The 22010-nt window shown below is 68.4% G+C and carries 20 protein-coding genes (1 of these 20 cut by a window edge); 9 read left to right on the forward strand and 11 right to left on the reverse strand.

Going from position 1 to position 22010, the window contains the following annotated elements; genetic code table 11:
- On the forward strand, window positions 1–524 hold the 3' portion of the coding sequence (locus tag EGM71_RS20555; RefSeq protein WP_188486802.1) for a benzoate/H(+) symporter BenE family transporter. It extends 664 nt beyond the left edge of the window; 524 of the gene's 1188 nt are visible here — the last part of the coding sequence; the start codon falls outside the window, past its left edge; it ends in the stop codon at window positions 522–524.
- 37 nt (window positions 525–561) lie between these two features.
- On the opposite strand, the gene EGM71_RS20560 is transcribed toward EGM71_RS20555, so the two are convergent.
- The 6 genes from EGM71_RS20560 to egtB all read right to left on the reverse strand — a co-directional run bounded on the left by EGM71_RS20560 (window position 562) and on the right by egtB (window position 6503).
- On the reverse strand, window positions 562–1107 hold the full coding sequence (locus tag EGM71_RS20560) for a DUF2628 domain-containing protein (RefSeq protein WP_188486804.1): 546 nt from the start codon (window positions 1105–1107) through the stop codon (window positions 562–564).
- 72 nt (window positions 1108–1179) lie between these two features.
- On the reverse strand, window positions 1180–1950 hold the full coding sequence (locus EGM71_RS20565; protein ID WP_188486821.1) for a GYF domain-containing protein: 771 nt from the start codon (window positions 1948–1950) through the stop codon (window positions 1180–1182).
- A gap of 26 nt (window positions 1951–1976) precedes the next feature.
- Window positions 1977–2867 carry a D-hexose-6-phosphate mutarotase gene (locus tag EGM71_RS20570; RefSeq protein WP_188486823.1) on the reverse strand — a complete coding sequence of 297 codons (891 nt, stop codon included), beginning with the start codon at window positions 2865–2867 and terminating at the stop codon, window positions 1977–1979.
- Window positions 2868–2928: 61 nt separating this feature from the next.
- On the reverse strand, window positions 2929–4176 hold the full coding sequence (locus tag EGM71_RS20575; RefSeq protein ID WP_188486825.1) for a lytic murein transglycosylase: 1248 nt from the start codon (window positions 4174–4176) through the stop codon (window positions 2929–2931).
- Window positions 4177–4260: 84 nt separating this feature from the next.
- On the reverse strand, window positions 4261–5235 hold the full coding sequence (gene egtD / locus EGM71_RS20580; RefSeq protein WP_188486826.1) for an L-histidine N(alpha)-methyltransferase: 975 nt from the start codon (window positions 5233–5235) through the stop codon (window positions 4261–4263).
- Window positions 5232–6503, reverse strand: a complete 1272-nt coding sequence (gene egtB, locus EGM71_RS20585; RefSeq protein ID WP_188486828.1) for an ergothioneine biosynthesis protein EgtB — start codon at window positions 6501–6503, stop codon at window positions 5232–5234. The genes egtD and egtB overlap by 4 nt, the downstream gene beginning before the upstream one ends.
- A gap of 151 nt (window positions 6504–6654) precedes the next feature.
- Here egtB and EGM71_RS20590 point away from each other — a divergent pair, with 151 nt between their 5' ends.
- Complete coding sequence (locus EGM71_RS20590) at window positions 6655–7935, forward strand: GGDEF domain-containing protein (RefSeq protein ID WP_188486830.1); 1281 nt, start codon at window positions 6655–6657, stop codon at window positions 7933–7935.
- A gap of 3 nt (window positions 7936–7938) precedes the next feature.
- On the opposite strand, the gene EGM71_RS20595 is transcribed toward EGM71_RS20590, so the two are convergent.
- Window positions 7939–8331, reverse strand: a complete 393-nt coding sequence (locus EGM71_RS20595; RefSeq protein ID WP_188486832.1) for a YchJ family protein — start codon at window positions 8329–8331, stop codon at window positions 7939–7941.
- 102 nt (window positions 8332–8433) lie between these two features.
- On the opposite strand from EGM71_RS20595, the gene EGM71_RS20600 reads away from it, so the two are divergent.
- Window positions 8434–9213, forward strand: a complete 780-nt coding sequence (locus EGM71_RS20600) for a sulfite exporter TauE/SafE family protein (RefSeq protein WP_188486833.1) — start codon at window positions 8434–8436, stop codon at window positions 9211–9213.
- A 96-nt stretch (window positions 9214–9309) separates the two neighbouring features.
- On the opposite strand, the gene EGM71_RS20605 is transcribed toward EGM71_RS20600, so the two are convergent.
- The 4 genes from EGM71_RS20605 to folE all read right to left on the reverse strand — a co-directional run bounded on the left by EGM71_RS20605 (window position 9310) and on the right by folE (window position 15588).
- The gene (locus EGM71_RS20605; protein WP_188486835.1) at window positions 9310–12690 is read right to left on the reverse strand and encodes an ATP-binding protein; all 3381 of its coding nucleotides are present in this window, start codon (window positions 12688–12690) and stop codon (window positions 9310–9312) included.
- 16 nt (window positions 12691–12706) lie between these two features.
- Entirely contained in the window at window positions 12707–13408 is a 702-nt protein-coding gene (locus EGM71_RS20610) for a DUF4194 domain-containing protein (RefSeq protein WP_075675802.1), read from the reverse strand.
- On the reverse strand, window positions 13395–14864 hold the full coding sequence (locus EGM71_RS20615; RefSeq protein ID WP_180854315.1) for a DUF3375 domain-containing protein: 1470 nt from the start codon (window positions 14862–14864) through the stop codon (window positions 13395–13397). Before EGM71_RS20615 ends, EGM71_RS20610 begins: the two co-directional genes overlap by 14 nt.
- A 112-nt stretch (window positions 14865–14976) precedes the next feature.
- Complete coding sequence (gene folE, locus EGM71_RS20620; protein WP_004141296.1) at window positions 14977–15588, reverse strand: GTP cyclohydrolase I FolE; 612 nt, start codon at window positions 15586–15588, stop codon at window positions 14977–14979.
- A gap of 637 nt (window positions 15589–16225) precedes the next feature.
- Here folE and EGM71_RS20625 point away from each other — a divergent pair.
- From EGM71_RS20625 to EGM71_RS20650, 6 genes are all read left to right on the forward strand, one after another.
- Entirely contained in the window at window positions 16226–16681 is a 456-nt protein-coding gene (locus tag EGM71_RS20625) for a MarR family winged helix-turn-helix transcriptional regulator (RefSeq protein ID WP_012481667.1), read from the forward strand.
- Window positions 16682–16789: 108 nt separating this feature from the next.
- On the forward strand, window positions 16790–16999 hold the full coding sequence (locus tag EGM71_RS20630; protein ID WP_010487502.1) for a DUF1656 domain-containing protein: 210 nt from the start codon (window positions 16790–16792) through the stop codon (window positions 16997–16999).
- Window positions 16996–17913, forward strand: coding sequence for an efflux RND transporter periplasmic adaptor subunit (locus EGM71_RS20635; protein WP_188486837.1), 918 nt, complete (start codon window positions 16996–16998; stop codon window positions 17911–17913). Before EGM71_RS20630 ends, EGM71_RS20635 begins: the two co-directional genes overlap by 4 nt.
- Window positions 17910–19370 (forward strand): efflux transporter outer membrane subunit, encoded by a 1461-nt coding sequence (locus tag EGM71_RS20640; protein WP_188486839.1) that lies wholly within the window; start codon window positions 17910–17912, stop codon window positions 19368–19370. Before EGM71_RS20635 ends, EGM71_RS20640 begins: the two co-directional genes overlap by 4 nt.
- Before the next feature lie 3 nt (window positions 19371–19373).
- The gene (locus EGM71_RS20645) at window positions 19374–21413 is read left to right on the forward strand and encodes an FUSC family protein (RefSeq protein WP_188486841.1); all 2040 of its coding nucleotides are present in this window, start codon (window positions 19374–19376) and stop codon (window positions 21411–21413) included.
- 94 nt (window positions 21414–21507) lie between these two features.
- Window positions 21508–21906, forward strand: coding sequence for a hypothetical protein (locus tag EGM71_RS20650; RefSeq protein ID WP_188486843.1), 399 nt, complete (start codon window positions 21508–21510; stop codon window positions 21904–21906).
- The last annotated feature ends 104 nt before the right edge of the window (window positions 21907–22010 follow it).

Consider the following 22010-nt stretch of genomic DNA (forward strand, 5'->3'; position numbering starts at 1 on the left):
CCCTGCCATTGTTCGTGGTCACCATGGCCTCGCAGAACATTCCCGGTGTGGCAGTGATGCGCGCGTCCGGCTACGACGCCCCGGTGTCGCCGTTGATCGGCTGGATCGGCGTGGTCAACACCCTGCTGGCGCCCTTCGGTGCGTATGCGCTGAACCTGGCCGCGATCACCGCCGCCATCTGCATGGGCCGCGATGCGCACGAGGATCCGGCGCGCCGCTATACCGCGGCGATGGCGGCCGGTGCCTTCTACATTGTCGTGGGGCTGTTCGGCGCCACGGTGGCCGCACTGTTCGCGGCCTTCCCCAGGGAGCTGGTGGCCTGCGTGGCCGGTATCGCCCTGTTCGGGACCATCGGCAACAGCCTGGCCAGTGCACTGGCAGTGGAGCGCGACCGCGAGGCGGCGCTGGTCACCTTCCTGGTTACCGCCTCGGGCGTATCCCTGGCCGGGATCGGCTCGGCGTTCTGGGGCCTGGTGGCCGGTGCACTGTGCCTGCTGGTGCTGCGGGCACGAGCGGCGACCTGAGCAACCGTAGCAGGCCGGCGTGATCAGGCCGCCATGATCAGCCCGGCAGGCGGGCGACGGTGTTGATCACCGCGCCGGCCGCCATGCCGATCACCACCGCCCACACGCTGGTGCCGCCACGACGCTGCAGTTCGGCACGAATGCGGTTGTGCTGGCCGGCGTGGGCAACCTTCACTTTGCCCAGCAGCCGCATGCAATGGCGCAGGTACAGGGTGTTGGCGGTCACCGCGATGCCGAACCGTGGCACCGTCAGCAACGCCACCGTGAGCAGCGGGCTGGCCTGGGCCGTCAGCAGCGCGATGCCGAACAGGACCAGTTCGAAGAGGATGGCCGCCAGGTACATCTTCCGGTGCAGCAGCCAGTACGTCGGCACCAGGAAGGCGGGCCAGTGCCACGGCCGCGGCGGCTGCGGCACCGGGCTGTCCAGGTGCCAGCGCTGGCGGTAGAGCGCCGCATTGGGCCCCACGAAGAGATTCAGATAGTCCGCGTCGGACGGAGCGGTCGTGCCATCCACCTCTGCAGCAGGCGCGAGATAGGGATTGTCATCCGCCGGGGACGCCGGCGGGGTATCCAGATGAGCCATGTCGGCGATTCCTTGCCCGTGATGAACCTGCGGTAGCGGCAGGTGCGGGCGAAACTGGAGCCGTCCCCGGCGTCAGCCTCCCACCACCTGCCCCACGTACATCACCGCAATGACGACGATGGTGACCATGGCCGCTGCAACGGCATTGGTATCCCCCCGTTCGGCCAGCTCGCTGCGCAGGCGTGTCTCGTCGTCTCCGGCCAGCGCGCGGGCACGGGCGATCTCACGCTGGCAATGCGTCAGGTACCAGCGGTTGGCATACACCGCAGCGGTGATGTTGATCACAAGGGTGATGACCATCGAAACGCCTTCCGGCACGCCCAGCAACGCCTCGGCGATGCTGAAGAACACCAGCATGCCGGCCCAGATCGCCGCCAGCCGGTACATCCTGCGGTACACCATCCAGATCACGCCGATCAGGAAGGCCGGCCAGTGCCAGGTGCCGTTGCCGTCGGCAATGCCCTGGTCCAGCCGCCAGCGCTGTCGATAGATCGGGAAGTTGCCGCCGACCACGGCGGCGTACAAGGCGATGTCGCCTTGCAGCTGCGGAGCGGTCGCGGCCGCGGGCGAAGCGGCGGTCGCACGATAGGGGTCGGACGGATCGGCGGTCTGGGCGTCGCTGCCGATGACGGCCTGCACGGATTCAACCGGCGGCGGGGTCGGACCGATCGGCGTCACCGAAGGATCCAGCTCGGCCAGCGGCCGCCACGATGCCATCCCTTCGCGCCACAGCAGCGTGCGTGCGGTTACGGTGCCGTCCTGCCGCAGGCGGCGCAACCCGGCCAGGTCCACCGGCCCTTCGCTCTGCTTGCTGTTGGCGTACCACCACTGTGCTTCCTGCATGCCATCCATTCCTGTCGATCCCATCGTTACTCTGAAAATCCCGCCACGGCCTGCAGCGGTTCACTGGCCAGCACCTGCACCAGCTGGTGGCGCGCGCCGGGTGCAAGGGTAATCTGCTCTGGCCCGGCATTGGCCACTTCCAGGCACACGTAGTCGTGCCAACCGTCGCCGACATCAGCCATCTTCGCCGCCGCCTCCGCGCCCGGGTTCCAGGCCACCAGGGTCTGGCTGCCTTCGCTGCGGATCTCGATCCGCCGCTGCAGGACGGGATCGCGAAGCAGGTAGTGGCCACCGGCACCGGTATAGATGCGGTCGCTGCGCCCCGGATCGCGCGGGTCACGCAACGACCAGGGCCCCTGTTGCTGGTGCAGGTGCGCGTAGTCCTCGTACTTGTCCAGATAACGCAGGCCATCGAGGCCATCGACCTCGACACGACGGGCATCGCCTACCCGGAAGTAGCTGTGCAGGGCCTGGGTGAAGGTCACCGGGGACGTGCTGGTGTTCTCGGTGGTCAGCTGCTGGTGCATCTGGCGACCGATGCGCAGCTGCATCTGCAGGCGCAGGCCACATTCGGCAATCGACAGAGGCGCCAGCTGCAGCTCCAGCTCACCGTCATCGCCCTGGCGGGCCTGCAGCAGCTCCCAGCGCGCGGTGCGCACCAGGCCGTGTGCCGGCACGTCACCACTCTGGCCCTGGCGACCAAACCACGGCCAGCACACCGGAACCCCGCCCCGTATCGGCGTGGGCAGCCCGGCACGTTTCGGCGACAGCCACAGTACGTCCGGCTGCCCTTCCGGAATGAACGACAACAGTTGTCCACCGAACACGCTGATGACCGCGGTGGCGCTGGGGGTGCGTACCTGCCAGGCCTCCAGCCCGTGGTACAGGCCGGTGCTGATGTCCGGGTTCGACTGCATGCGATGACGCTCCTTGAAGACCGCGGCGATGATGTCGCGGCCAGCCTGCGAACGGCAAGGCCTAGCGTGTGGCGGGCGACATTGCTGCTGCCTCCTGCTGCAATGCGCGCAGGATGCGCTGGCCGGCGCGCCCATCCGCATTGGCCCAGCCCAGGCGCTGCTGCTCGGCCTGGATCGCGCGACGCGTGGCGGTGCCGATCATGCCGTCGGCGCTGCCGATGTCGTGGCCACGCGCCAGCAGCAGGGTCTGCAGCTGGCGGCGTTCATCGCGGCCGAGGCCGGGATCATCGGTCGGCCAGGCCGTGGCCAGGCCGGTGCCGCCACGCAGCTGGTCGGCCAGCGTGGCAATGGCCAGTGCATAGCTTTCGGCGGCGTTGTAGCTGTAGATCGCATCGTAGTTGCGGAACACCAGCAGCGCCGGGCCCTTGATGCCGGCCGGCAGCAGCAGGGCCGCGCGCGCGTCTGCCGGCAGGTTGGCCGGGGCCAGCACGCTGCCATCGAGCGCGGTCACGCCCTGCGCGCGCCAATCGGCAAGGGCTCGACGCTGGGTGCGGCCGGCCTGGCTGGCGTTGAAGCCGGCGGGAATACGGACCTCCATGCCCCACGGTTCGCCACTGCGCCAACCGGCACGCTTCAGATAGTTGGCGGTGGAGGCGAGCGCGTCGGGAATGCTGCCGACCAGATCGCGGCGGCCATCGCCATCACCATCGACCGCGATACGTGCGTAGGTGCTGGGCATGAACTGGGTGTGCCCGAAGGCGCCGGCCCAGGAACCGGTCAGCCCCTGGGCCTGCAGGTCACCGCGATCGATCAGCTTGAGCAGCGCCAGCAGTTCGCCACGGAAGAAAGCCTGGCGGCGGCCGGCACAGGACAGCGTGGCCAGCGACTGCAGCAGTGGGCGTTTGCCGAATACGCGGCCATAGTCGCTCTCCACCCCCCAGACCGCGACGATGGTGGCCGGATCGACGCCGTACTGCGCGGAGACGCGATCAAGCAGATCGCGTTGTTGCTGCAGCTGGGTGCGGCCATCATCGACGCGCTGGCGGTCGACCAGCGCGGCCAGGTAATCCCAGATCGGCGTGGTGAATTCCGGCTGTGCGTCGAGCAGCCCGAGCACGCTCGGGTCCGGCGTGAGTCCGGCGGTGATCTCGTTGAAACGGTCGGCGCCGATGCCCTGGGCCGCGGCGGTAGCCTGCAGGCCCGCCAGGCAGCGAGTGAACGCCGGATCGTTGCTGGCGGCGGGGGCCGCAGGCAGCGTCGGGTTCGACGCGAGGGCGGCCGCCAAGCCGAGCGTGGTCAGAATGGGCATGGCGTCCTCCGTGTTGCCGTTGCACGGCCATCTTAGGGGCAGCGGTGCGGCCGAACCTGAAGGGGCACCGGCTGGCCGCTCGCCCTAGGCGCTGCGCAGCAGGCGCAGGCCATAGGCGGGGCTTTCGGCATCCCATCGTTGCGCGACCTGCAGGCCGGCCTGCTGCAACAGCGCGTCGAAGCTGTCATCGGTGTACTTGTGGCTGTACTCGACGCGGATGGGTTCACCGGCGGCGAAGTGGAAGGTGCGGCCCTCCAGGTGGACGTCCTGCGCCCGCTGGCTGACCAGGTCGGTTTCAATGCGCAGCCGCGCGGTGCTGTAGCGGGCGCGGTGGCGGAATCCGTCGAGATCGAAATCACTGCCGATCTCGCGATTGAGACGGGCCAGCAGGTTGAGAGTGAATGCGGCGGTGACGCCCTGCGCATCGTTGTAGGCCGCCTCGATCAGCGCCGGATCCTTGTGCATGTCGATGCCGACCAGGGCCAGGCCGTCGCGGCCCATCGTCTGGCGCATCGCACGCAGCAGGGCGAAGGCATCCTCTTCGGCGAAATTGCCCAATGTGGAACCGGGGAAGAACAGCATGCGGCGTGCCGGCGTGCGCTCGGGTGTGGGCACGGCGACGGCGCGGGTGAAGTCGGCGCAGACCGGCAGCATCTCGACCTCGGGCAGCGCGGGTGCCAGATGGTCGATGCTGGACAGCAATGCGGCTCGCGAGATCTCGATCGGGGTATAGGCCACCGGATCCTGCAGCGCAGCCAGCAGCAATGCGGTCTTGCGGCCACTGCCGCTGCCCAGCTCCACCACGTGCAGGCGCGGGCCAACCACGCGCGCGATATCGGGCAGCACCCGGGCCAGCAGCGCCAGCTCGGTGCGCGTGGGGTAGTACTCGCGGGTCTGGGTGATCTGTTCGAACAGACGCGAGCCGCGAGCGTCATAGAAGTACTTGGAGGGCAGCTGCCGCGATGCGCGTGACAGCCCGGCCACCGCATCGGCCAGGATCTGCTGGCGGCTGGGGGTCAGGTCGGTCAGCGCCTGCAGAGCGTCCTGCACCGTACTCATGCGGGATCCCGGGCCAGGCGCAGGCCTGAGAACTGCCAGCGTGCCGGTGGCATGAAGAAGTTGCGGTAGCTGGCGCGTACATGATCGCGGGGCGTGGCACAGCTGCCGCCGCGCAGCACCCATTGGCCGCACATGAACTTGCCGTTGTATTCGCCGAGGTTGCCGTCAAAAGGACGGAAGCCCGGGTAGGCGCCATAGGCGCTGGCGGTCCACTCCCAGACATCGCCGAACAGCTGCCGCAGCCCACTGCCCTGCCCCGCCCATGGGTGCAGGTGATCGTCGTCGGCAAAATGGCCGCGCGTGGGCTGCGACGCAGCGGCGGCCTCCCACTCGAACTCGCTGGGCAGGCGTGCACCGGCCCAGCGGGCGCAGGCGTCGGCCTCGTAGTAGCTGAGGTGGCAGACCGGCGCATGCGGATCCAGCTCGCGCCAACCACCGAGGGTGTACTCGCGCTGCAGGGCATCGTCCCAGTACAGCGGGTGCCGCCAGCCCTCGGCTTCACGCAGCGCCCAGCCTTCGCTGAGCCACCAGCGCGGTTCGCGGTACCCCCCAGCTTCGATGAAGGCGCGGTACTCGGCGTTGCTGACGGGGCGCTCGGCCAGCGCATGCGCGGGCAGCAGCACGCGGTGCGGTGGCGATTCGTTGTCGTAGGCGAAGGCGGCGTGCCGGGGCCAGGCCGCGGCACCGACGGTGACGATGCGTTCGGGTGTTTCGATCCAGCCCTGCGCCGTGGCGGTGCTGGCGATGGGCCGCAGATCCTCCCGATAAGCGGGCTGCAGCGGATTGCACCAGAACGCATGCTTGACGTCGGTCAACAGCAGTTCCTGGTGCTGTTGTTCGTGCTGCAGGCCCAACTGAAGGTGCTGCAGCGCCTGCGCGTCAAGGTCGCCTGCCGCCAGCCGCGATTGCACCTGCATGTCGACCTGTTGCCGGTAGTCGCGCACCTGCTGCAGCGAGGGCCTCGACAGCAGACCGCGCTGCGGCCGCGCATGCGCCGGGCCGATGCTCTTGTAGTAGCTGTTGAACAGATAGTCCCAGGCTGGATCATGCGCCGGCGCGGTGGCGAATCCGGCCAGCACGAAGCGTTCAAAGAACCAGGTGGTATGGGCCAGGTGCCATTTGCTGGGACTGGCGTCGGCCATGCTCTGCAGCATGGCGTCCTCGGCACTGAGCGGCGCGGCCAGCTGCATGCTGCGGGCACGCACCCGTGCGAAGCGGTGGGCGAGATCGTGCTGCGGGGCAGCGACGGCGGCGGGTACGCTGTCCATGCGTGCAGCATCGACGCAGTGTGGTGAGTGCGACGTCATGGCACCGCACTGCGCCGTTCACATGGTTGCGGGCGTACCTATTCAAGAAGCGCGTGAGGACGCCGCTAACGGCAATGTTGCGGCCGCATCGCCACCGCACTGGACTTCCCGCGTGCCCCTGCATCCTCTCCGCCAGCCTGCGCATTACCTGTTCGTGCTGCCCGCCGTGCTGGTCGTCCTGGTGCTGTGGATGGCGCTGGGCACCGAGGATGTGGCCAGCCCGGCCCAGCGCATCCTGCCCTGGCTGCTGGCCTGCCTCGGCGCCGGCCTGGCCCTGCTCTACCACCAGATGCGCACGCTGTGCCTGCTGCTGGTGGTGGCAGTGGTGTTCGCCCTGCTGCATCGGGACGTCGCTGGCTACCTGCGCAGTGGCCATGTCGACGCCTTGACCCCACTGCGCTTCCACGCGATATCGGCGTGGGTGCCACTGCTGTTCGCCGGACTGGCGCTGTGGCCGGAACGCGGACGCCGACGCCAAGACCTGCTGCTGCGCGGCGTGGTCTACGGCGCGGCGCTGGTAGTCTTCCTGCTGCTGGCGGCACAGCAGCCGCAGGGCATGCACGATCTGCTGTCGAACCGTCACTGGGCCTGGATTCCCGCCGACTGGAACGCGCTGGCGCAGCTGCCGGCGCTACTGTTCCTGCTGGCGACCGCCGCGCTGGGCTGGCAGGCGTGGCGGCATCCGCGGCCACTGCACACGGCGATGCTGCTGGCCCTGCTGTGCCTGTGGTGGATGCTGCCACGGATCTTCCTGCAGCCCGTGCTGCTGCCGGCGCTGAGCAGCGCCGCCCTGCTGCTGATGCTGGGCGCGATGCTGCAGGAATCCTTCCACATGGCCTTCCGCGATGAGCTGACCGGCCTGCCGGGGCGGCGCGCGTTCAACGAGACCCTGCAGCGGGCGCGCGGCACCTACAGCATCGCGATGGTGGACGTGGACCACTTCAAATCGTTCAACGACACCCATGGCCACGACACCGGCGACGACGTGCTGCGCCTGGTGGCCTCGCGGCTGGCGCGGGTCGGCGACGGTGGCCGCGCTTTCCGTTATGGCGGCGAAGAGTTCGCGGTGGTGTTCCTGGATCGCCCGACGGCGGCCTGTGTCGATGCCGTGGAAGCGCTGCGGCAGAGCATCGAGGACACCCGCATGCAGCTGCGCGACCGCAGCACCCGCAGCCGTGACGACGAAGCCGGCCGCCAGCAGCGCGGACGCGGCGGCAACGGCCAGGTGGTGCAGGTGACGGTAAGCATCGGGCTGGCCGACAGCCGCGTGGATCCGCGGCCGACGGCAGTGGTCAAGGCCGCCGACCAGGCCCTGTATGCGGCCAAGGACGGGGGACGCAACCAGGTCCGCGCGCACGGCGGCCCGCGCGTGCTGGCCGCATCAAGCGTGTAGAGCTCAGACCGCGTCGAGGTAGTACCAGCGGCCATCGATGCGCTGGAAACGGCTGTGCTCGGTCATCTTCACCGCGCTGCCGCCGCCCACCCGATAGCGCGCGGTGAACCTGACCTCGGCACTGTCGGTACCGGTGATCGCGTGGTCATGCACGGTCAGGCCCAGCCAATGCGTACGCTGGCCGGGGGCATCGTCCAGCGACAGCTCGGCCGGACGCGTGTCCGGATGCCAGGTCTGGCGCAGGTAGTCGGCCAGGCCACGCACATAGGCGCTGTAGCGCGAACGCATCAGGTGCTCGGCATCAGGCGCGGCTTCACCGGCATGGAAACGACCACAGCAGGCGGCATAGTCGGCGGGAAGGCCACAGGGGCAGGGATCAGCGGGTTTTCGGCTCATGCCGGCATTGTCGCCGGGTTGCAGGGATTGATCCACGCGCGGCGGGAGTCACCTGGAGCAGGACAGGCGTATGCTGTCGCGCCCCCACATTGATTGATCGCCGTGCTGGAACTGGTTCCCTCTGAGTTGTGGTGGCTGGTGGTGATCGCCTTCATCGCCGGTCTTGTGGATGCCGCTGTGGGTGGCGGTGGCCTGGTGCAGCTGCCCGGCCTGTTCACGGTGCTGCCGCAGCAGACGCCGGCGATGCTGTTTGGTACCAACAAGTTCAGTTCGATGTTCGGTACCGGTGCGGCGGCCTGGCGCTATGCGCGCAATGTGCGCTTCCCGTGGAAGCCGGTACTGTTCGCGGCCGGCACGGCCTTCATATTCTCCTTCGCCGGGGCCACTGCGGTAAGCCTGCTGCCCAAGGACGCGGTGCGCCCACTGGTGCTGGTGCTGCTGATCGCGATGCTGGCCTACACGCTGTGGAAGAAGGACTTCGGCGCATTGCACCGGCCACAGGAGATCGGCCGCCGCGAACTGGTGATCGCGCTGGCGATCGGCGCGGCGATCGGCTTCTACGACGGCTTCTTCGGGCCGGGCACCGGCAGTTTCCTGATCTTCCTGTTCGTGCGCTTCTTCGGCCTGGATTTCCTGCGCGCCTCGGCGGCGTCGAAGGTGGTGAACCTGGCAACGAATGTTGCAGCGATCTCGTTCTTCGTGCCGACCGGCAACATCCTGTGGCTGTTCGCGCTGCCGATGGCGGCAGCCAACATCATCGGTTCGGTGGTGGGCACGCGCCTGGCGCTGAAGGGCGGCACGCCGTTCATCCGCAAGCTGTTCGTGGGGCTGGTGGTGGTGCTGATCGCACGGATGGCGTGGGACACGTTCCGTGGAGCGTGAATGCGGTTGCCGGCCAGCGGCCGGCACCACCGGGCCATGAACCCTGCCCATGGGTAGTGCCGGCCGCTGGCCGGCATTCCCCTTCAATCGGCCGGGTCAGGCCTCGGCTTCTTCCGGTTCGTTGGCCTGCTGTCGGCTACGCTCGGGCAGCTTCAGGCGCTTGCCTTCCTCGTCGTACTCGATCAACAGCACGCCGGAGTCGTGGCGGCCGCTGATTTCGACGAAGCAGGCACCACCGATGAACGGCTCCAGCGTCATCACCGACTTCAGCGGGGTGGCGACCACCATCTGGAAGCCGAAGTTGTCGAAGATGTTCATCGCCAGTGCGGTGAACTCGTTGTCGGCCTTGTCGAAGGCTTCGTCGAGCACGACCGCGGCATAGCTGGGCAGCTGGCTGTCTGCACCGCCGAGCTGGTAGCGCAGCGCCGCCGCCAGGCAGGTGGTGGCCAGCTTCTGGCGCTGGCCGCCGGACTTGCCGGCACCGCTGCGGTAGATCTCGACCTGCTGGCGCGTCTCTTCATCCAGCTCGACGCCGATGAACTCCACGTGCATGCGCACGTCCAGCACCAGCTCGCGCCAGCGCTTGTCCTCGCCTTCCTGCGAGCCGAGCCGGTTGACCAGCTGGCGCAGCACGGTGAACTGCGACTCGGCCAGCTCGCGCTGCTCGGTCTGCTGCTGCGACAGCACTTCACGCAGCTGCAGGTGGAATTCGCCGACTTCCGGCAGGCGGCGATCGCTCAGTTCGATGGTCAGCAGCGTGCCACGGTTGAACGGCACCTGCTCCAGGCTGGCGTTCACTTCGTCCAGGCGCTGGCCAATCGACTTGCGTGCCTCTGCACTGTGGCGCTGCAGGGCCAGCAGGTTGTTCTTGCTCTGGTTCTGCAGCAGATCGAAGAAGCGCTCTTCGTGCTGCGGCAGGCCATCGCGCTCCAGCCGTTCGAGGCGGGCGAGGAAGTCCTCGGCCGACGCCACCGACACGGTGAAGTCACCCGACTCCTCCGGCCATTGCTGGATGAAGCGACGGAAGCAGCCGATCAGCTGGTTCTCGATGCGGTTGAGGTCCTGCTGCGAGGACGACAGCTGCTCGTTCAGCGCATTGCTGACCTGGCGCATGTGCGCTTCGAGCGTTTCCAGGCTGAGCGGACCCTGTTCCTGCAGGCGCTCGGAAAGGCCGGCTTCCTGCTCCTGGGCCAGGCTCGGCAGCACCAGCGCACGGCTCTGCTGGCGTGCGCGGTCCAGGCGATCGCGCTCCTTGACCAGCTGGCCACGTTCGACGCGGACGTCTTCATAGGTGCGGCGGGACTGCTCGATGTCGGCGCGCACGGCGTCGATCTGCTTGGCCAGCTTGGCGAGATCGGCGTTGCCTTCGCGCAGGTCGCGCAGGGTGGCCTCGATATCGGTCAGGCGCTGCTGCGGGGCGGCGATGTCGATCTCGTTCCAGCTGATGCTGACCAGCTCGTGGCAGGCCAGGCGACGTTCGTTGTCGCGGTCACGCTGGCCGCGCAGGCGCGCGATGTCGGTCTCGCAGCTGGCGATGCGCTTGGCCAGTTCCTGCGCTTCGCGCTCGAAAGCGCCCACCTTGTCGTGGTTGTTGAAGCCGAGGATCCAGCGGCGACGGTCGCCCACCGCACTGCGGTCGTCCTTCTCGAAACGGTCGCCCGGATGCTTGACCTGGCCTTCGCGGGTGATGCCACGGTCGACGTTGCGCAGCTGCTTGGCATCCACGCACTCGTAATCGAAGCGCTTGCCAAGCTCACGGCGCAACCAGCTTTCGAACACGTGCTCGCGCAGTTCCAGCTTGTGCAGCAGCGACTTCGCCGACGGCTCGCGGGCGAACGCATCGTCGTTGCGGCGCACGCGGTAGTAGGTGAATCGCATGCCCAGGTGGGTACGGTTCACCCACTCGGCGACGTCGTTGTAATGCTTGTCGTCGACCAGCAGTGACAGCGCGAAGCCACCCAGCACACGCTCGATGGCGCCCTGCCAACCCTGCTCTTCCGAGCGGACCTGGATCAGCTCGCCGACAAACGGCAGCGCCGCTTCGGCGATGCCGGTTTCCTCGGCCAGGCGCGCGCGCAGCTTCTGCATCGGCGCCGGGATGTTGGAGGGGGTGCGCTGCATCGCTTCAAGTTCGATGCGTACTTCGCCGAAGCGGCGCTCGTCATCGCGCTTGCCGCCGAGGCGATCGCTGATCGCGTCGTCCAGTGCCGCCGAGGCACGCTGGCGGTCCTGCAGTTCGTTCTGCGCGCGCTCGACCAGCTCGGCGAAGCCATGGGCATCGTCGGGCAGTTCGGCTTGCAGCTGCTGTGCAGCTTCCTGGGCCTGGTCACGCTTGGCCTTGCGGCGGTCGCGCTCGGCTTCGGCGCGGCCCTGCTCGCGTTCCAGTTCCTCGATGCGCTCACCGCCCTGCTGGCGGCGCTGCAGTTCCAGTTCGGCCAGGCGCTCGGTGTGGTTGTCCAATGCGGCGCGACGCTGGGCTTCTTCGCCAAGCAGGCCACGGTCACGCACATCCATCTCGCGCAGGCGCGCTTCGATCAGCGCCTGGCGGCGGCTTTCGCGGAAGCTGTCGACGCCGAGCTTCAGCGCTTCGTCGTCACCGCGCTGGCGGTGCATTTCCTTCAGATCGTTGTAGTAGGCGCGTGCCGGCAACAGGGTTTCCACCTGGCGGCGTGCGGTGACCACTGCCTGGTGCGCGCCATCGAGCTCGGCGAAGTCGCTGACCAGACGCTCGGCGGCGTCGAAGGTCTTCGGCGTGTCGAGCATGAAGTCGCGCAGGAAGACGTTGAGGTCGCCCAGGTTCTTCGCCGACTGGGTCTTGTGCAGCAGGCGCAGCGCCATCTCGTTGTCGATGCCGAGCAGGTCGCGGAAGCGCTCGGCGTAGCCGGAGAAGGTGTCGAAGTGATGCAGGTCGGACAGCTTCTGCTTGAGCTTGCGCAGGTCCAGGTCGAAGCCGCCGAGATCCTTGGCAATGTCGAACGGACGCTCGGCGATCATGTAGTGCTTGCGCACGTCGCCGGCCGAGGTGCCGTTGCCGGAGATCCACAGCAGGCGCACCAGGCTGACCACGCGGCCATCACCGGCGCGGTATTCCAGCACCAGTGCGGTCCAGGTCGCGCCCTTGCGCAGGTACTGGGTGGCGATTTCGCCGGTGCCACTGTCCTGCTGGTCGGCCCACGCGCCACGCACGTAGGACACCAGGTTGCGGTCGCGGCCACTGCGCTCGGCTTCACGCGCGGCGGCGTTGAAGTCGACGATGGCCGGCGGCGTCAGCAGCGCGGACATGGCATCGAGCAGGGTCGATTTGCCCGAGCCGGAACGGCCGACGAACAGGAAACCGCGCTCGGCGATCGGCACTTCGGTCAGGCCGTTGAAGGTGCCCCAGTTGTGCACCTGCAGGCGGCGCATGCGGAACTGCTGCAGGCGCGGGTCCGGCAGGCCTTCGTTGAACAGGGCGGGGGTGTGCTTGGAGATAGCCATGCGATGGTCGGGTCTCTCAGGCCTCGGCGGCCGGGGTTTCGCGCAGCTGGCGGTAGACCGCCGAAAGCTGGGACACGTCTTCGGCGGAGAACAGCAGCTTCAGCGCCGGCGAGACTTCGTGGCGGTCTTCCTGGCCGCTGAGGCGGGTCAGGATGTGGTTGTCCTTCATCTTCTGCACCGCCGAAGCGACACGGCGGTTGAAGCCGGCGCGATCGGTGGACAGGTTCTTTTCGTAGATGGCCAGCGCTTCGGCCATCTCGGCGTCGGCGACCACCGCGCGGTTGCCACGCGCATCGGCCTCGGCCAACTGCTGGCGCAGGAACAGCAGCAGCACCGAATCAATGAAGGTCAGCGGCGAGGTGCGCAGCAGCACCGGCGCATCAACATCTTCGGTATCGGCCTGGCGGGTGAAGGCCACGCCGCTGTCACGGTCGAGCACCAGTTCCAGGAACAGGTCCGCCAGCGACGAACGGATGGCCGCCTCGCTGCGGATCAGCGCCGGCCACAGCTTGGCGTGGCGCAGCTGGTCGATGCTGGGGCCGATCAGCAGCTGGCACAGCGCGCGACGCGCATCCAGCGGCAGCCGCCCGGTATCGCCGAGGTAGTACACGTCGTTGCCACGGCGGGGCTGCGCCACGGTCGCCACCGGCTCGGCCTCGTAGGCGTCTTCCGCCACGTCGGCCAGCGGTGCTTCGATGGGGTCTTCATGCCAGCTCATGGCGTCTCTCCTGGGTGAACCAAACCAGCGGGATGCGGGCACGACGGATCTGGCCGTCGCCACCACGCCATTCGGCAAGCTCCTGCTCGCCGGCGACCACGTTGCCGAAGCGCGTGCCCAGCGACAGGTAGCCGATGACGCTGCCGAGACCCTGCGGTGCTTCGCGCTGCGACAGGGCCTGGGCGATGCTGAGCCGCGGCTGCGCATCGAGCAGGTCGTGCAGGTCGCGGCGCAGGGTACGGAAGTCGATTTCGGATGACGCGACCAGATCGCCGACGCTTTCCAGGCTGATGGCCGCGGCGTCGTTGTACTCGACATTGCCATCGACCTGGGCACTGCGCGGATCGTGCAGCTTCCACTGCGACCACGAGCGCAGGCGGCTGGTGGTCAGCTGCAGATCGCGGCCGATGCCTCGCTGTGCGGGGAATTCGTCACGCAGTGCCAGCGCTTCGGACTGCGCCTGCTTCAGCAGCTGGTTGAGGCGGCGCTGCTCCAGATAGCCACGGCTCTGCACGAAGCCACGCAGGCTGCGCGCGAAGTTCTGCAGCACGTCGTGCACCTGCCCACCGCGTTCGAGCATGGTGCTGGTGAAGCCGCGCAGGAAGTTGCGTTCGTTGCGGTCCAGGCGGCGGGCAAAGCCGCGCGCCAGCACCGCTTCCAGCGCGGCATCGAGCTGGGCGCTCTGCTCGGCGTCGTTGAGCAGGCGCCAGAACGCCTGGAAGCTGCGGCCGGCATCGCTCTCGCCGATCACATCCACGCCTTCGAACAGCTGCGACAGCACATCGCCGCGCTCGCCCTCGTCGTCGATGATGCGTTCGCGGAAATCGCGGTTGAGCTGCTCGAAGTCGTCGCGCACGCGGCGGAAGTCCTCGGTCAGCTCGTCGGCCAGGCCGATGATCTGGCGCGCACGTTCCAGCGCGCGCTTGCCATCCAGCGCGATCACGCGGCCAGCGCCGACACGGGCGATTTCGGCGTCGATGCGGTCACGCTCGTCGCGCAGTGCCGACAGGCGTGCATCCGGATCGGACTCGGTCTGCGCGGCCAGCTGCGAGAGCTGTTCGATGACCAGTGCCAGCCGGCTTTCGGTGGCGGCCACGCGAGCCTGCTCGAGGCCGTCGGCGAAGCGGATCGCCTGCAGTGCCGCGGTCGACAGTTCGTACTGCTCCTGGTCGGCACCTTCGGGCAGGCGACGTTCCAGCCAGCCCTGGGCCAGCCAGTGCGCGATGTAGGCCTGCGCGGTACGCGGCAGGTCGCGCGACAGTTCGTCGCCGTTGAGCTGGTCCAGCGCGCGTTGCAGGCGCTCGTTGAGCACCGACGACGACAGCGTGCGCTCGCCGTCCATCAGCAGCCCCTGCAGCAGGCCGATGATTTCCGGGGCGTGGTCGGCGGCAAGCAGCTTCCATTGAGGCTGTTCGCGCAGATGGCGGTAACGGGAGATGCGTTCGCGATGCTTCATGCAGCGAAAGGAGTCATGAGGGCTGGCGGGGACGAGCAGCCACGCACGGCGGCCGCGCGGGCAGCCGTGGGCATGCCGGCCCGCAGGGGCCGGCGGAGTGCGGGCAAGCGGCTCAGCGCTTGCCGCCCACTTCGATGAAGCGCAGGAACTCGGCGCGGGTACGCGCGTCGTCGCGGAAGCTGCCCAGCATCTTGGAGGTGACCATGCTGACGCCGCGCTTGTGGATGCCGCGGGTGGTCATGCATTCGTGGGCGCCTTCGACAACCACGCCGACGCCGATCGGCTGCAGCACATCCTGGATGCACTGGGCGATCTGCGCGGTCATCTTCTCCTGCACCTGGAAACGGCGGGCGTAGGCTTCGACGACGCGGGCCAGCTTGCTGATGCCCACCACCTTGCCGGCCGGCAGGTAGCCGACGTGCACGCGGCCGATGATCGGCGCCATGTGGTGTTCGCAGTGGCTTTCGTACTCGATGTCACGCAGGACGATCAGTTCGTCATAGCCGGCCACTTCCTCGAAGGTCCGCTCCATGTAGGCGCGCGGATCGTCGCGGTAACCGCTGAACCAGTCGCCATAGGCTTCGGCGACGCGGCGGGGGGTATCCAGCAGGCCTTCACGGGACGGGTCCTCACCGGCCCAGCGCAGCAGGGTGCGCACGGCATCCTCGGCCTGGTCCTGGGTCACGTCGCCCTGCGGGGCGGCCTTTTCGTTGTTCTTGCTCATTGCGTACAGCGTCCCGAACGGGGGGCGAGCATCGTACCCGACCGGGGGGTGGGTCGTCCTGTTGGGACGGTTCATCGGGGGGTTCTTGCGGCGCCTCATGGCTGCTGAGCGAGAGGGGGAGGGGCAGGCCAGGCAGGACACGCCGCAAGTACGTCCCTGTAGGCTCGGCCACGGCATCCATGCCGTGGACGGTCCTGCCCGGCCTGCCCCTCCCCCTCTCCGACAATTTCTCGCGGGCGCGGTCGGACCGCCCGAAAGCGGGGTCAAAAGCTGGGGTTCATGGCTTCGGAAACGGCGCGCCGCTGCTGTGGTGTCTTCTGCATTGGTGGGTGCGGACCTTGGTCCGCACTGCATCTGCTTCTGCCTTTAAAGAGCCAACCCACCGCGCTCGCGGGATGTGGCGGAGGGCCGGACGGGGCACGGCCGTGAGGCGCATGGATGCGCCGATCGAGCTTACATGGGTGAGGGCGCTTAGCTTGCGAAGCCCCGGAGGGGTACTTGCAGCGTGCCCTGCCCCGTCCGGCCCTCCGCCACCCCAGCCGATAGCCAGCAGGCGCAACGCTTTCCTCACTACACCCCGCCCATTCATAAAAAACCATTGATAGGAATGAAATTAGTAGTATCCTATCTATCTCTTATGGACCGACCCCTCGACGAGCGCACCGTGCTGCAGATGCAGCTCAGCTCCGGCCTGCTTTACGCAGGGCGGCAGTGGCAGCGCCTGGCCGACAGCCGGCTCGGCAGCTACGGCATCTCCACCGCCTGCACCATGCCCCTGCTGATGATCGGCCGCTCCGGCGGTGGCATCCGCCAGGTGGCGCTGGCCCAGCAGCTGGGCATGGAGGGTCCCTCCCTGGTGCGCCTGCTGGACAAGCTGTGCGCCAGCGACCTGGTCCGCCGCGAGAGCGACGCCAGCGACCGCCGCGCCAACCTGCTGTGGCTGACCGATGCGGGCCATGCGCTTGTCAGCGAGCTGGAAGACCAGTTGATCGGCCTGCGCCAGGACGTGTTCGGCGAGCTTTCCATGGATGAACTGCACGCCGTGCTGAAGGCATGGCGCCTGCTGGCCGAGGCCGCCGACCGCATCACGTAAGACCGCTGCCCCCGAACACCGCCGCTGCCGTGCACACGCCAGCGGCTTTTGCCCGTTGCCGTTGTTCTGTTGTCCCTCCCCTCCCCCTCCTCGCCCCCGCCCCTACCAATGCCCGGTGAATTCAGTCTCCACGGAGTGTTCGTCCCGACCCTGCTCGGGTTGATGTTGTTGGCCTATCTGGTCAACAGCGGCCTGCACGCGCTGCTGCAGCGTGCCGGCGCCTATCGCCATGTCTGGCACCCGGCGCTGTTCAACCTGGCGCTGTACGGGATCGTGCTTGGCCTGCTGTTCCACCTCCTGCGTTGGATGCAATCGTGAACAAGATCGTGAAGAAGACCCTGCCGGTGCTGCTCACCAGCGCAGCCGTGATCGTCGCCCTGCTGGTGCTGCGCCAGCTGTGGGTCTATTACATGGATGAGCCGTGGACCCGCGACGCCCACGTCGGTGCCGACGTGGTGCAGGTGGCGCCGGACGTGTCCGGGCTGGTGGAAACGGTGCAGGTGGCCGACAACCAGGCGGTGAAGAAGGGCGACCTGCTGTTCGTGGTCGACCGCGCCCGCTACCGCATCGCGCTGGAGCAGGCCCGCGCCAGCCTGGCCGAGCGCCAGGCCTCGGTGGCGCAGCTGCGCCGCGAAATCGGCCGTGACCGCAGCCTGCAGGACCTGGTCGCCGCCGAGGACGCCGAAGTGCGCCGCGCCAAGCTGCAGGCCGCACAGGCTGCGCTGGCCACCGCGCAGGCCGCGGTCGACCTGGCCGAGCTCAACCTGGGCCGCACCGAGGTGCGCGCGCCGGCCGATGGCCGCGTCAACGACCGCACCATGCGCGTGGGCGACTACGTGGTGGCCGGCAAGCCGGTGCTCGCGCTGTTGGACACCGGCTCGTTCCGCATCGATGGCTACTTCGAGGAAACCCGCCTGCGCGGCGTGGCCCCGGGGCAGAGCGTGGACATCCGCCTGATGGGCGAATCGGCACCGCTGCGCGGCCATGTCGAGAGCATCGCCGCCGGCATCGAAGACCGCTACCGCAGCAACGGCAGCAGCCTGCTGCCGAACGTGACCCCGGCCTTCGACTGGGTGCGATTGGCGCAGCGCATCCCGGTGCGCATCGCCATCGACGAAGTACCCAAGGGCGTGGAACTGATCGCCGGGCGCACCGCCACGGTGACCGTGGACACCGGCCGCCATCCGCACAACGACAAGGCCGGCACTTCGCCGACACAGGCGGGCCTGTGAACACCGCCCTGCCCCGTCTCGGCCTGATCGTCGCGCTGGCCAGCCTGGCCGCGTGCAGGACCGTCGGCCCGGACTATGCATTGCCGGAAGGCTCGGCGTTCAAGCGCCCGGAGGCCAATGCGGCCTTCATCGATACGCAGAACCCGCAGGTAGCCGCCAACCAGGCGCTGCCCGACCGCTGGTGGTCGCTGTACAACGACCCGGTACTGGACGGCCTGATCACCCGGGCACTGCGTGACAACGTGGAACTGAAGGCCGCCGATGCGCACCTTCGCCGTGCCGCAGCGGTGTACGAACAGGCACTGGACGCCGGCGGCTTCGAGTACGAGGCCGAGGCCGGCGTCAGCCGCGCGCAGCTGTCGGCCGAATCGTTCCTGCAGGAGCACGAACTGCCGGTGATCAACCTGGCCGATGGCAAGTTCGCGGTCAGCTACCAGTTCGACCTGTTCGGCAAGCTCAAGCGCGGCGCCGAAGCGGCGCGTGCCGACGAGCAGTCGGTCGCCGCAGCGCGCGACCTGGCCCAGGTCAGCGTGGTCGCGCAGGTCGCCGACAGCTACCTGGAAATCTGCCACGCCAACCACGAACTGCACGTGGCCGAGCATTCGCTGCAGCTGCAGCAGCGCAGCCGCACGGTCACCGAGCGCCTGATCGCGGCCGGACGCGGCACGCCACCGGAGCTGGCCCGCGCCAATGCCCAGGTCGCGCTGCTGGAAGCTGCACTGCCGCCGCTGCATGCGCAGCGCTCGGCAGCTGCCTATTCACTGGCCGCCCTGCTGGGCCAGACCCCGGGGCAGCTGCCGGCCGGCGTGATCGACTGTGCGCATGCCCCCGGCCTGGCGCAGCCGCTGCCGGTCGGTGATGGCCGCGCGCTGCTGCAGCGCCGCCCGGACGTGCGCCAGGCCGAGCGCAAGCTGGCTTCGGCCACGGCACGGATTGGCGTCGCCACTGCCGAGCTGTACCCTGACATCCGCTTGGGGGCCTCGCTCGGTGCCGCCGGCCTGCTGGAGGATTTCGGCACGCCGATGACCCAGCAGTGGTCGATCGGCCCGTTGATCTCGTGGACGCTGCCGTCGTCCGGCACGCACGCACGCATCCACGCTGCCGAAGCGGGTGCCGATGCGGCCCTGGCCGAGTTCGACCACACGGTGCTGCAAGCACTGCGCGAGACCCAGACCGCGCTGGACCGCTATGCGCAGGATCTGCGGCGGCTGCAGTCGCTGCGCATCGCGCAGGAGCAGGCCGCGCTGGCCGCCGAGCAGAACCGCCGGCTTTACCAGGGTGGCCGTACGCCCTATCTGTCCAGCCTGGATGCCGACCGCAGCCTGGCCACCAGCGACGCCACCCTGGCCGCCGCCGAAGCGCAGGTCTCGCGCGACCAGATCCACCTGTTCCTGGTTCTGGGTGGCGGCTGGCAGGCCAGTGCCGCCGCGTCCAACGCCACCACTGCCGCGAAGTAAGCCATGAACGCGCTGACCGACCGCCAGGCCTGGCTGTTCTCGATCAAGACCTACCTGGCCGCGGTGGCCGCGCTGTACATCGCCATGGCCGGCAACCTGTCGCGCCCGTACTGGGCGATGGGCACGGTGTACATCGTCAGCCAGCCGCTGCTGGGCCCAACCCGGGCCAAGGGCGTGTACCGCATCGTTGGCACCCTCGTGGCCGGCCTGGCCACCCTGCTGGTGCTGCCGGCGCTGGTGGAAACGCCACTGGTGCTGAGCGCGGCGATGTCGATCTGGCTGGCCGGCTGCCTGTTCATGGCCCTGCTCAACCGCGGGCCGCGCGGCTACGCGTTCCTGCTGGCCGGCTACACCACCGCCTTCATCGGCTTCCCGGCAGTGACCTCGCCGGAAACCATCTTCGACACGGTGGTAGCACGCAGCGAGGAGATCATCCTCGGCACGGTGGTGGCAGTGCTGTTTGCTTCGCTGCTGTTCCCGGCCTCGGTACGCCCGATGCTGCGCGCCCGCATCGGCAACTGGATGGAGGACGCCGCGCAGTGGTGCCGGCAGATCCTTGAACGTGGCCGCGCGCATGCGCCGCGCAACCGCCTCGCCGCCGACCTGGTGCAGTTCGAGGCGCTGATCGAGTTCCTGCGCCGCGATGATCCGCGCCATGCCGGTTCGGCGGTGTCGATGGAGCGCCTGCGCGAGCGCATGCTGCTGCTGTTGCCGGTGCTGTCCTCGATCGCCGATCGCCTGAGTGCGCTGCGCAGCGACGGCCAGGCCCTGCCGGAAGGGCTGCCGGCACTGGTGGACGATATCCATGACTGGCTGGATGGCCCGACCAACGCCAGCGAGTACGCCCGCCTGCGCGCGCGCATCAGCGCACTGAAGCCGCAGGTGGACCGCGACCTGCAGCACCTGCAGCTGGCCAGCCTGCTGCTACGCCTGGAGGAACTGGTCGACCTGTGGCAGGACTGCCGCACCCTGCAGCACGCGATCGACCACGGCACCGCGCCGCTGGACCGCGCGCACTACCGCATCCGCACCGAGCGCGTCGCCGCCGACAAGCACGTCGACTACGGCATGGCGCTGTTCTCCGCGCTCAGTGCCGGCGTGGCGCTGATGAGCTACTGCGTGCTGTGGATCGCGCTGGGTTGGGAAGGCGGTGGCAACGGCGCGATGATGGCCGCAGTGACCGCCGCGTTCTTCGCCGCACAGGACGATCCGGCACCGAGCATGGTGTCGTTCCTGGTGTGGGCGATGGTCGCCTCGGTGGTGGCCGGCGTGTACCTGTTCGGCGTGTTCCCGGCGGTGCACGACTTCGGCCTGCTGGCACTGGTGCTGGCGGTGGCGTTCCTGCCCCTGGGGCTGATGCTGCACCACCCCAAGAGCGCGCTGTTCGCGCTGCCGCTGACGGTGAACCTGGCCGCACTGTTGAGCCTGCAGAACACCTACAGCGCCAACATCCAGACCTTCCTCAATTCGTCGATCGCGATGTTCATCGGCATTGGCTTTGCGGTGGTGATGACCCGCCTGTTCCGTTCGGTGGGTGCCGAGTGGACCGCGCGCCGGTTGGTGCGGCAGGGCTGGACCACACTGGCCGAAGCCGCCGAAGGCCGTGGCCAGCAGGACCGCCAGCGCTTCGCCGCACGCATGCTCGACCTGCTGGGCCTGCTCGCACCGCGCCTGGCGGCCACGCCGGAGGGCAGCGACATCGCCTCGGTGGACATGCTCAATGAGGCGCGCATCGGCCTGAACATCCTGCAGCTGCGCCGCGCACGGCTGGAACTGCCCGAGCGCAGCCGCGAGGCAGTCGAGCACATTCTTGAAGAGATCGCCGTGCACTACCGCCGGCAGATTGCCGCGCGCAAACCGATTGTGGCCGCCGAAGCGCTGCGCGAGCGGCTGGATACCTCGCTGGGCCGGGTGGGCAGCGTTGCGGCCTGCAAGGCCCGCGATGAAGCCCTGATGGGTCTGATCGGCCTGCGCTTCGCGCTGTTCCCGGAGGCGAAGGCATTGGCGCCGGGGTTGGCGATGAGCGCGGCCGCGCAGCCGTAGCGCGATACCCTGTGCGTCCACAGACCCCGTTGCCGAGGTCGGATCCTTCGCCCCGGGCGAAGGCTCTGCCCCCTGCTCTGCACAGGAAGCTCCAATGAGTTACGACATGATGGTGTTCGAGGCCAGCGCCGCTCCACGTGAAGCGGCGGCCTTCATCGCCTGGTTCGAGAAGCAGACGCAGTGGAACGAGCGCCACGAGTACGACGACCCGGCGGTCAGCAGCCCGGCGCTGCAGGCGTGGTTCGCGGAGATGGCACAGGACTTCCCGCCACTGAATGGGCCGCTGAGCAACGACGATGACGACCGTGACGAGGTGACCGAGTACAGCATCGGTCAGCAGGTGATCTACGGCGCCTTCGCGTACTCGGTGGCCGAACGTGCGCATGGCCGCGTGCAGGACCTGGCCGAGACGCACGGCGTGGGGTTCTTCGATGTGAGTGCCGATGAAGTGGCGATCGTGTTCCCTGATGGGTTGGTACTGATCGCTGAATGACGCCGGGTCACAGCCCTCCCGGAGGGAGGGCTGTGACCCGGAGCATGTGTGCCTCGGCGACGAGGATCAGAGCCCGTTCCCGGTGGGAACGGGATCCGACCCCG

It is taken from the genome of Stenotrophomonas maltophilia (genome assembly GCF_006970445.1).
GTDB lineage: Bacteria > Pseudomonadota > Gammaproteobacteria > Xanthomonadales > Xanthomonadaceae > Stenotrophomonas > Stenotrophomonas maltophilia_AU.

Excerpts from the sequence above, each read along its gene's own strand:
- EGM71_RS20560 (WP_188486804.1), bottom strand. The coding sequence starts at position 1,107 with ATGGCTCATCTGGATACCCCGCCGGCGTCCCCGGCGGATGACAATCCC.
- EGM71_RS20565 (WP_188486821.1), bottom strand. The coding sequence starts at position 1,950 with ATGCAGGAAGCACAGTGGTGGTACGCCAACAGCAAGCAGAGCGAAGGG.
- EGM71_RS20570 (WP_188486823.1), bottom strand. The coding sequence starts at position 2,867 with ATGCAGTCGAACCCGGACATCAGCACCGGCCTGTACCACGGGCTGGAG.
- EGM71_RS20575 (WP_188486825.1), bottom strand. The coding sequence starts at position 4,176 with ATGCCCATTCTGACCACGCTCGGCTTGGCGGCCGCCCTCGCGTCGAAC.
- egtD (WP_188486826.1), bottom strand. The coding sequence starts at position 5,235 with ATGAGTACGGTGCAGGACGCTCTGCAGGCGCTGACCGACCTGACCCCC.
- egtB (WP_188486828.1), bottom strand. The coding sequence starts at position 6,503 with ATGGACAGCGTACCCGCCGCCGTCGCTGCCCCGCAGCACGATCTCGCC.
- EGM71_RS20595 (WP_188486832.1), bottom strand. The coding sequence starts at position 8,331 with ATGAGCCGAAAACCCGCTGATCCCTGCCCCTGTGGCCTTCCCGCCGAC.
- EGM71_RS20605 (WP_188486835.1), bottom strand. The coding sequence starts at position 12,690 with ATGGCTATCTCCAAGCACACCCCCGCCCTGTTCAACGAAGGCCTGCCG.
- EGM71_RS20610 (WP_075675802.1), bottom strand. The coding sequence starts at position 13,408 with ATGAGCTGGCATGAAGACCCCATCGAAGCACCGCTGGCCGACGTGGCG.
- EGM71_RS20615 (WP_180854315.1), bottom strand. The coding sequence starts at position 14,864 with ATGAAGCATCGCGAACGCATCTCCCGTTACCGCCATCTGCGCGAACAG.
- folE (WP_004141296.1), bottom strand. The coding sequence starts at position 15,588 with ATGAGCAAGAACAACGAAAAGGCCGCCCCGCAGGGCGACGTGACCCAG.
- EGM71_RS20625 (WP_012481667.1), top strand. The coding sequence starts at position 16,226 with ATGGACCGACCCCTCGACGAGCGCACCGTGCTGCAGATGCAGCTCAGC.
- EGM71_RS20630 (WP_010487502.1), top strand. The coding sequence starts at position 16,790 with ATGCCCGGTGAATTCAGTCTCCACGGAGTGTTCGTCCCGACCCTGCTC.
- EGM71_RS20645 (WP_188486841.1), top strand. The coding sequence starts at position 19,374 with ATGAACGCGCTGACCGACCGCCAGGCCTGGCTGTTCTCGATCAAGACC.
- EGM71_RS20650 (WP_188486843.1), top strand. The coding sequence starts at position 21,508 with ATGAGTTACGACATGATGGTGTTCGAGGCCAGCGCCGCTCCACGTGAA.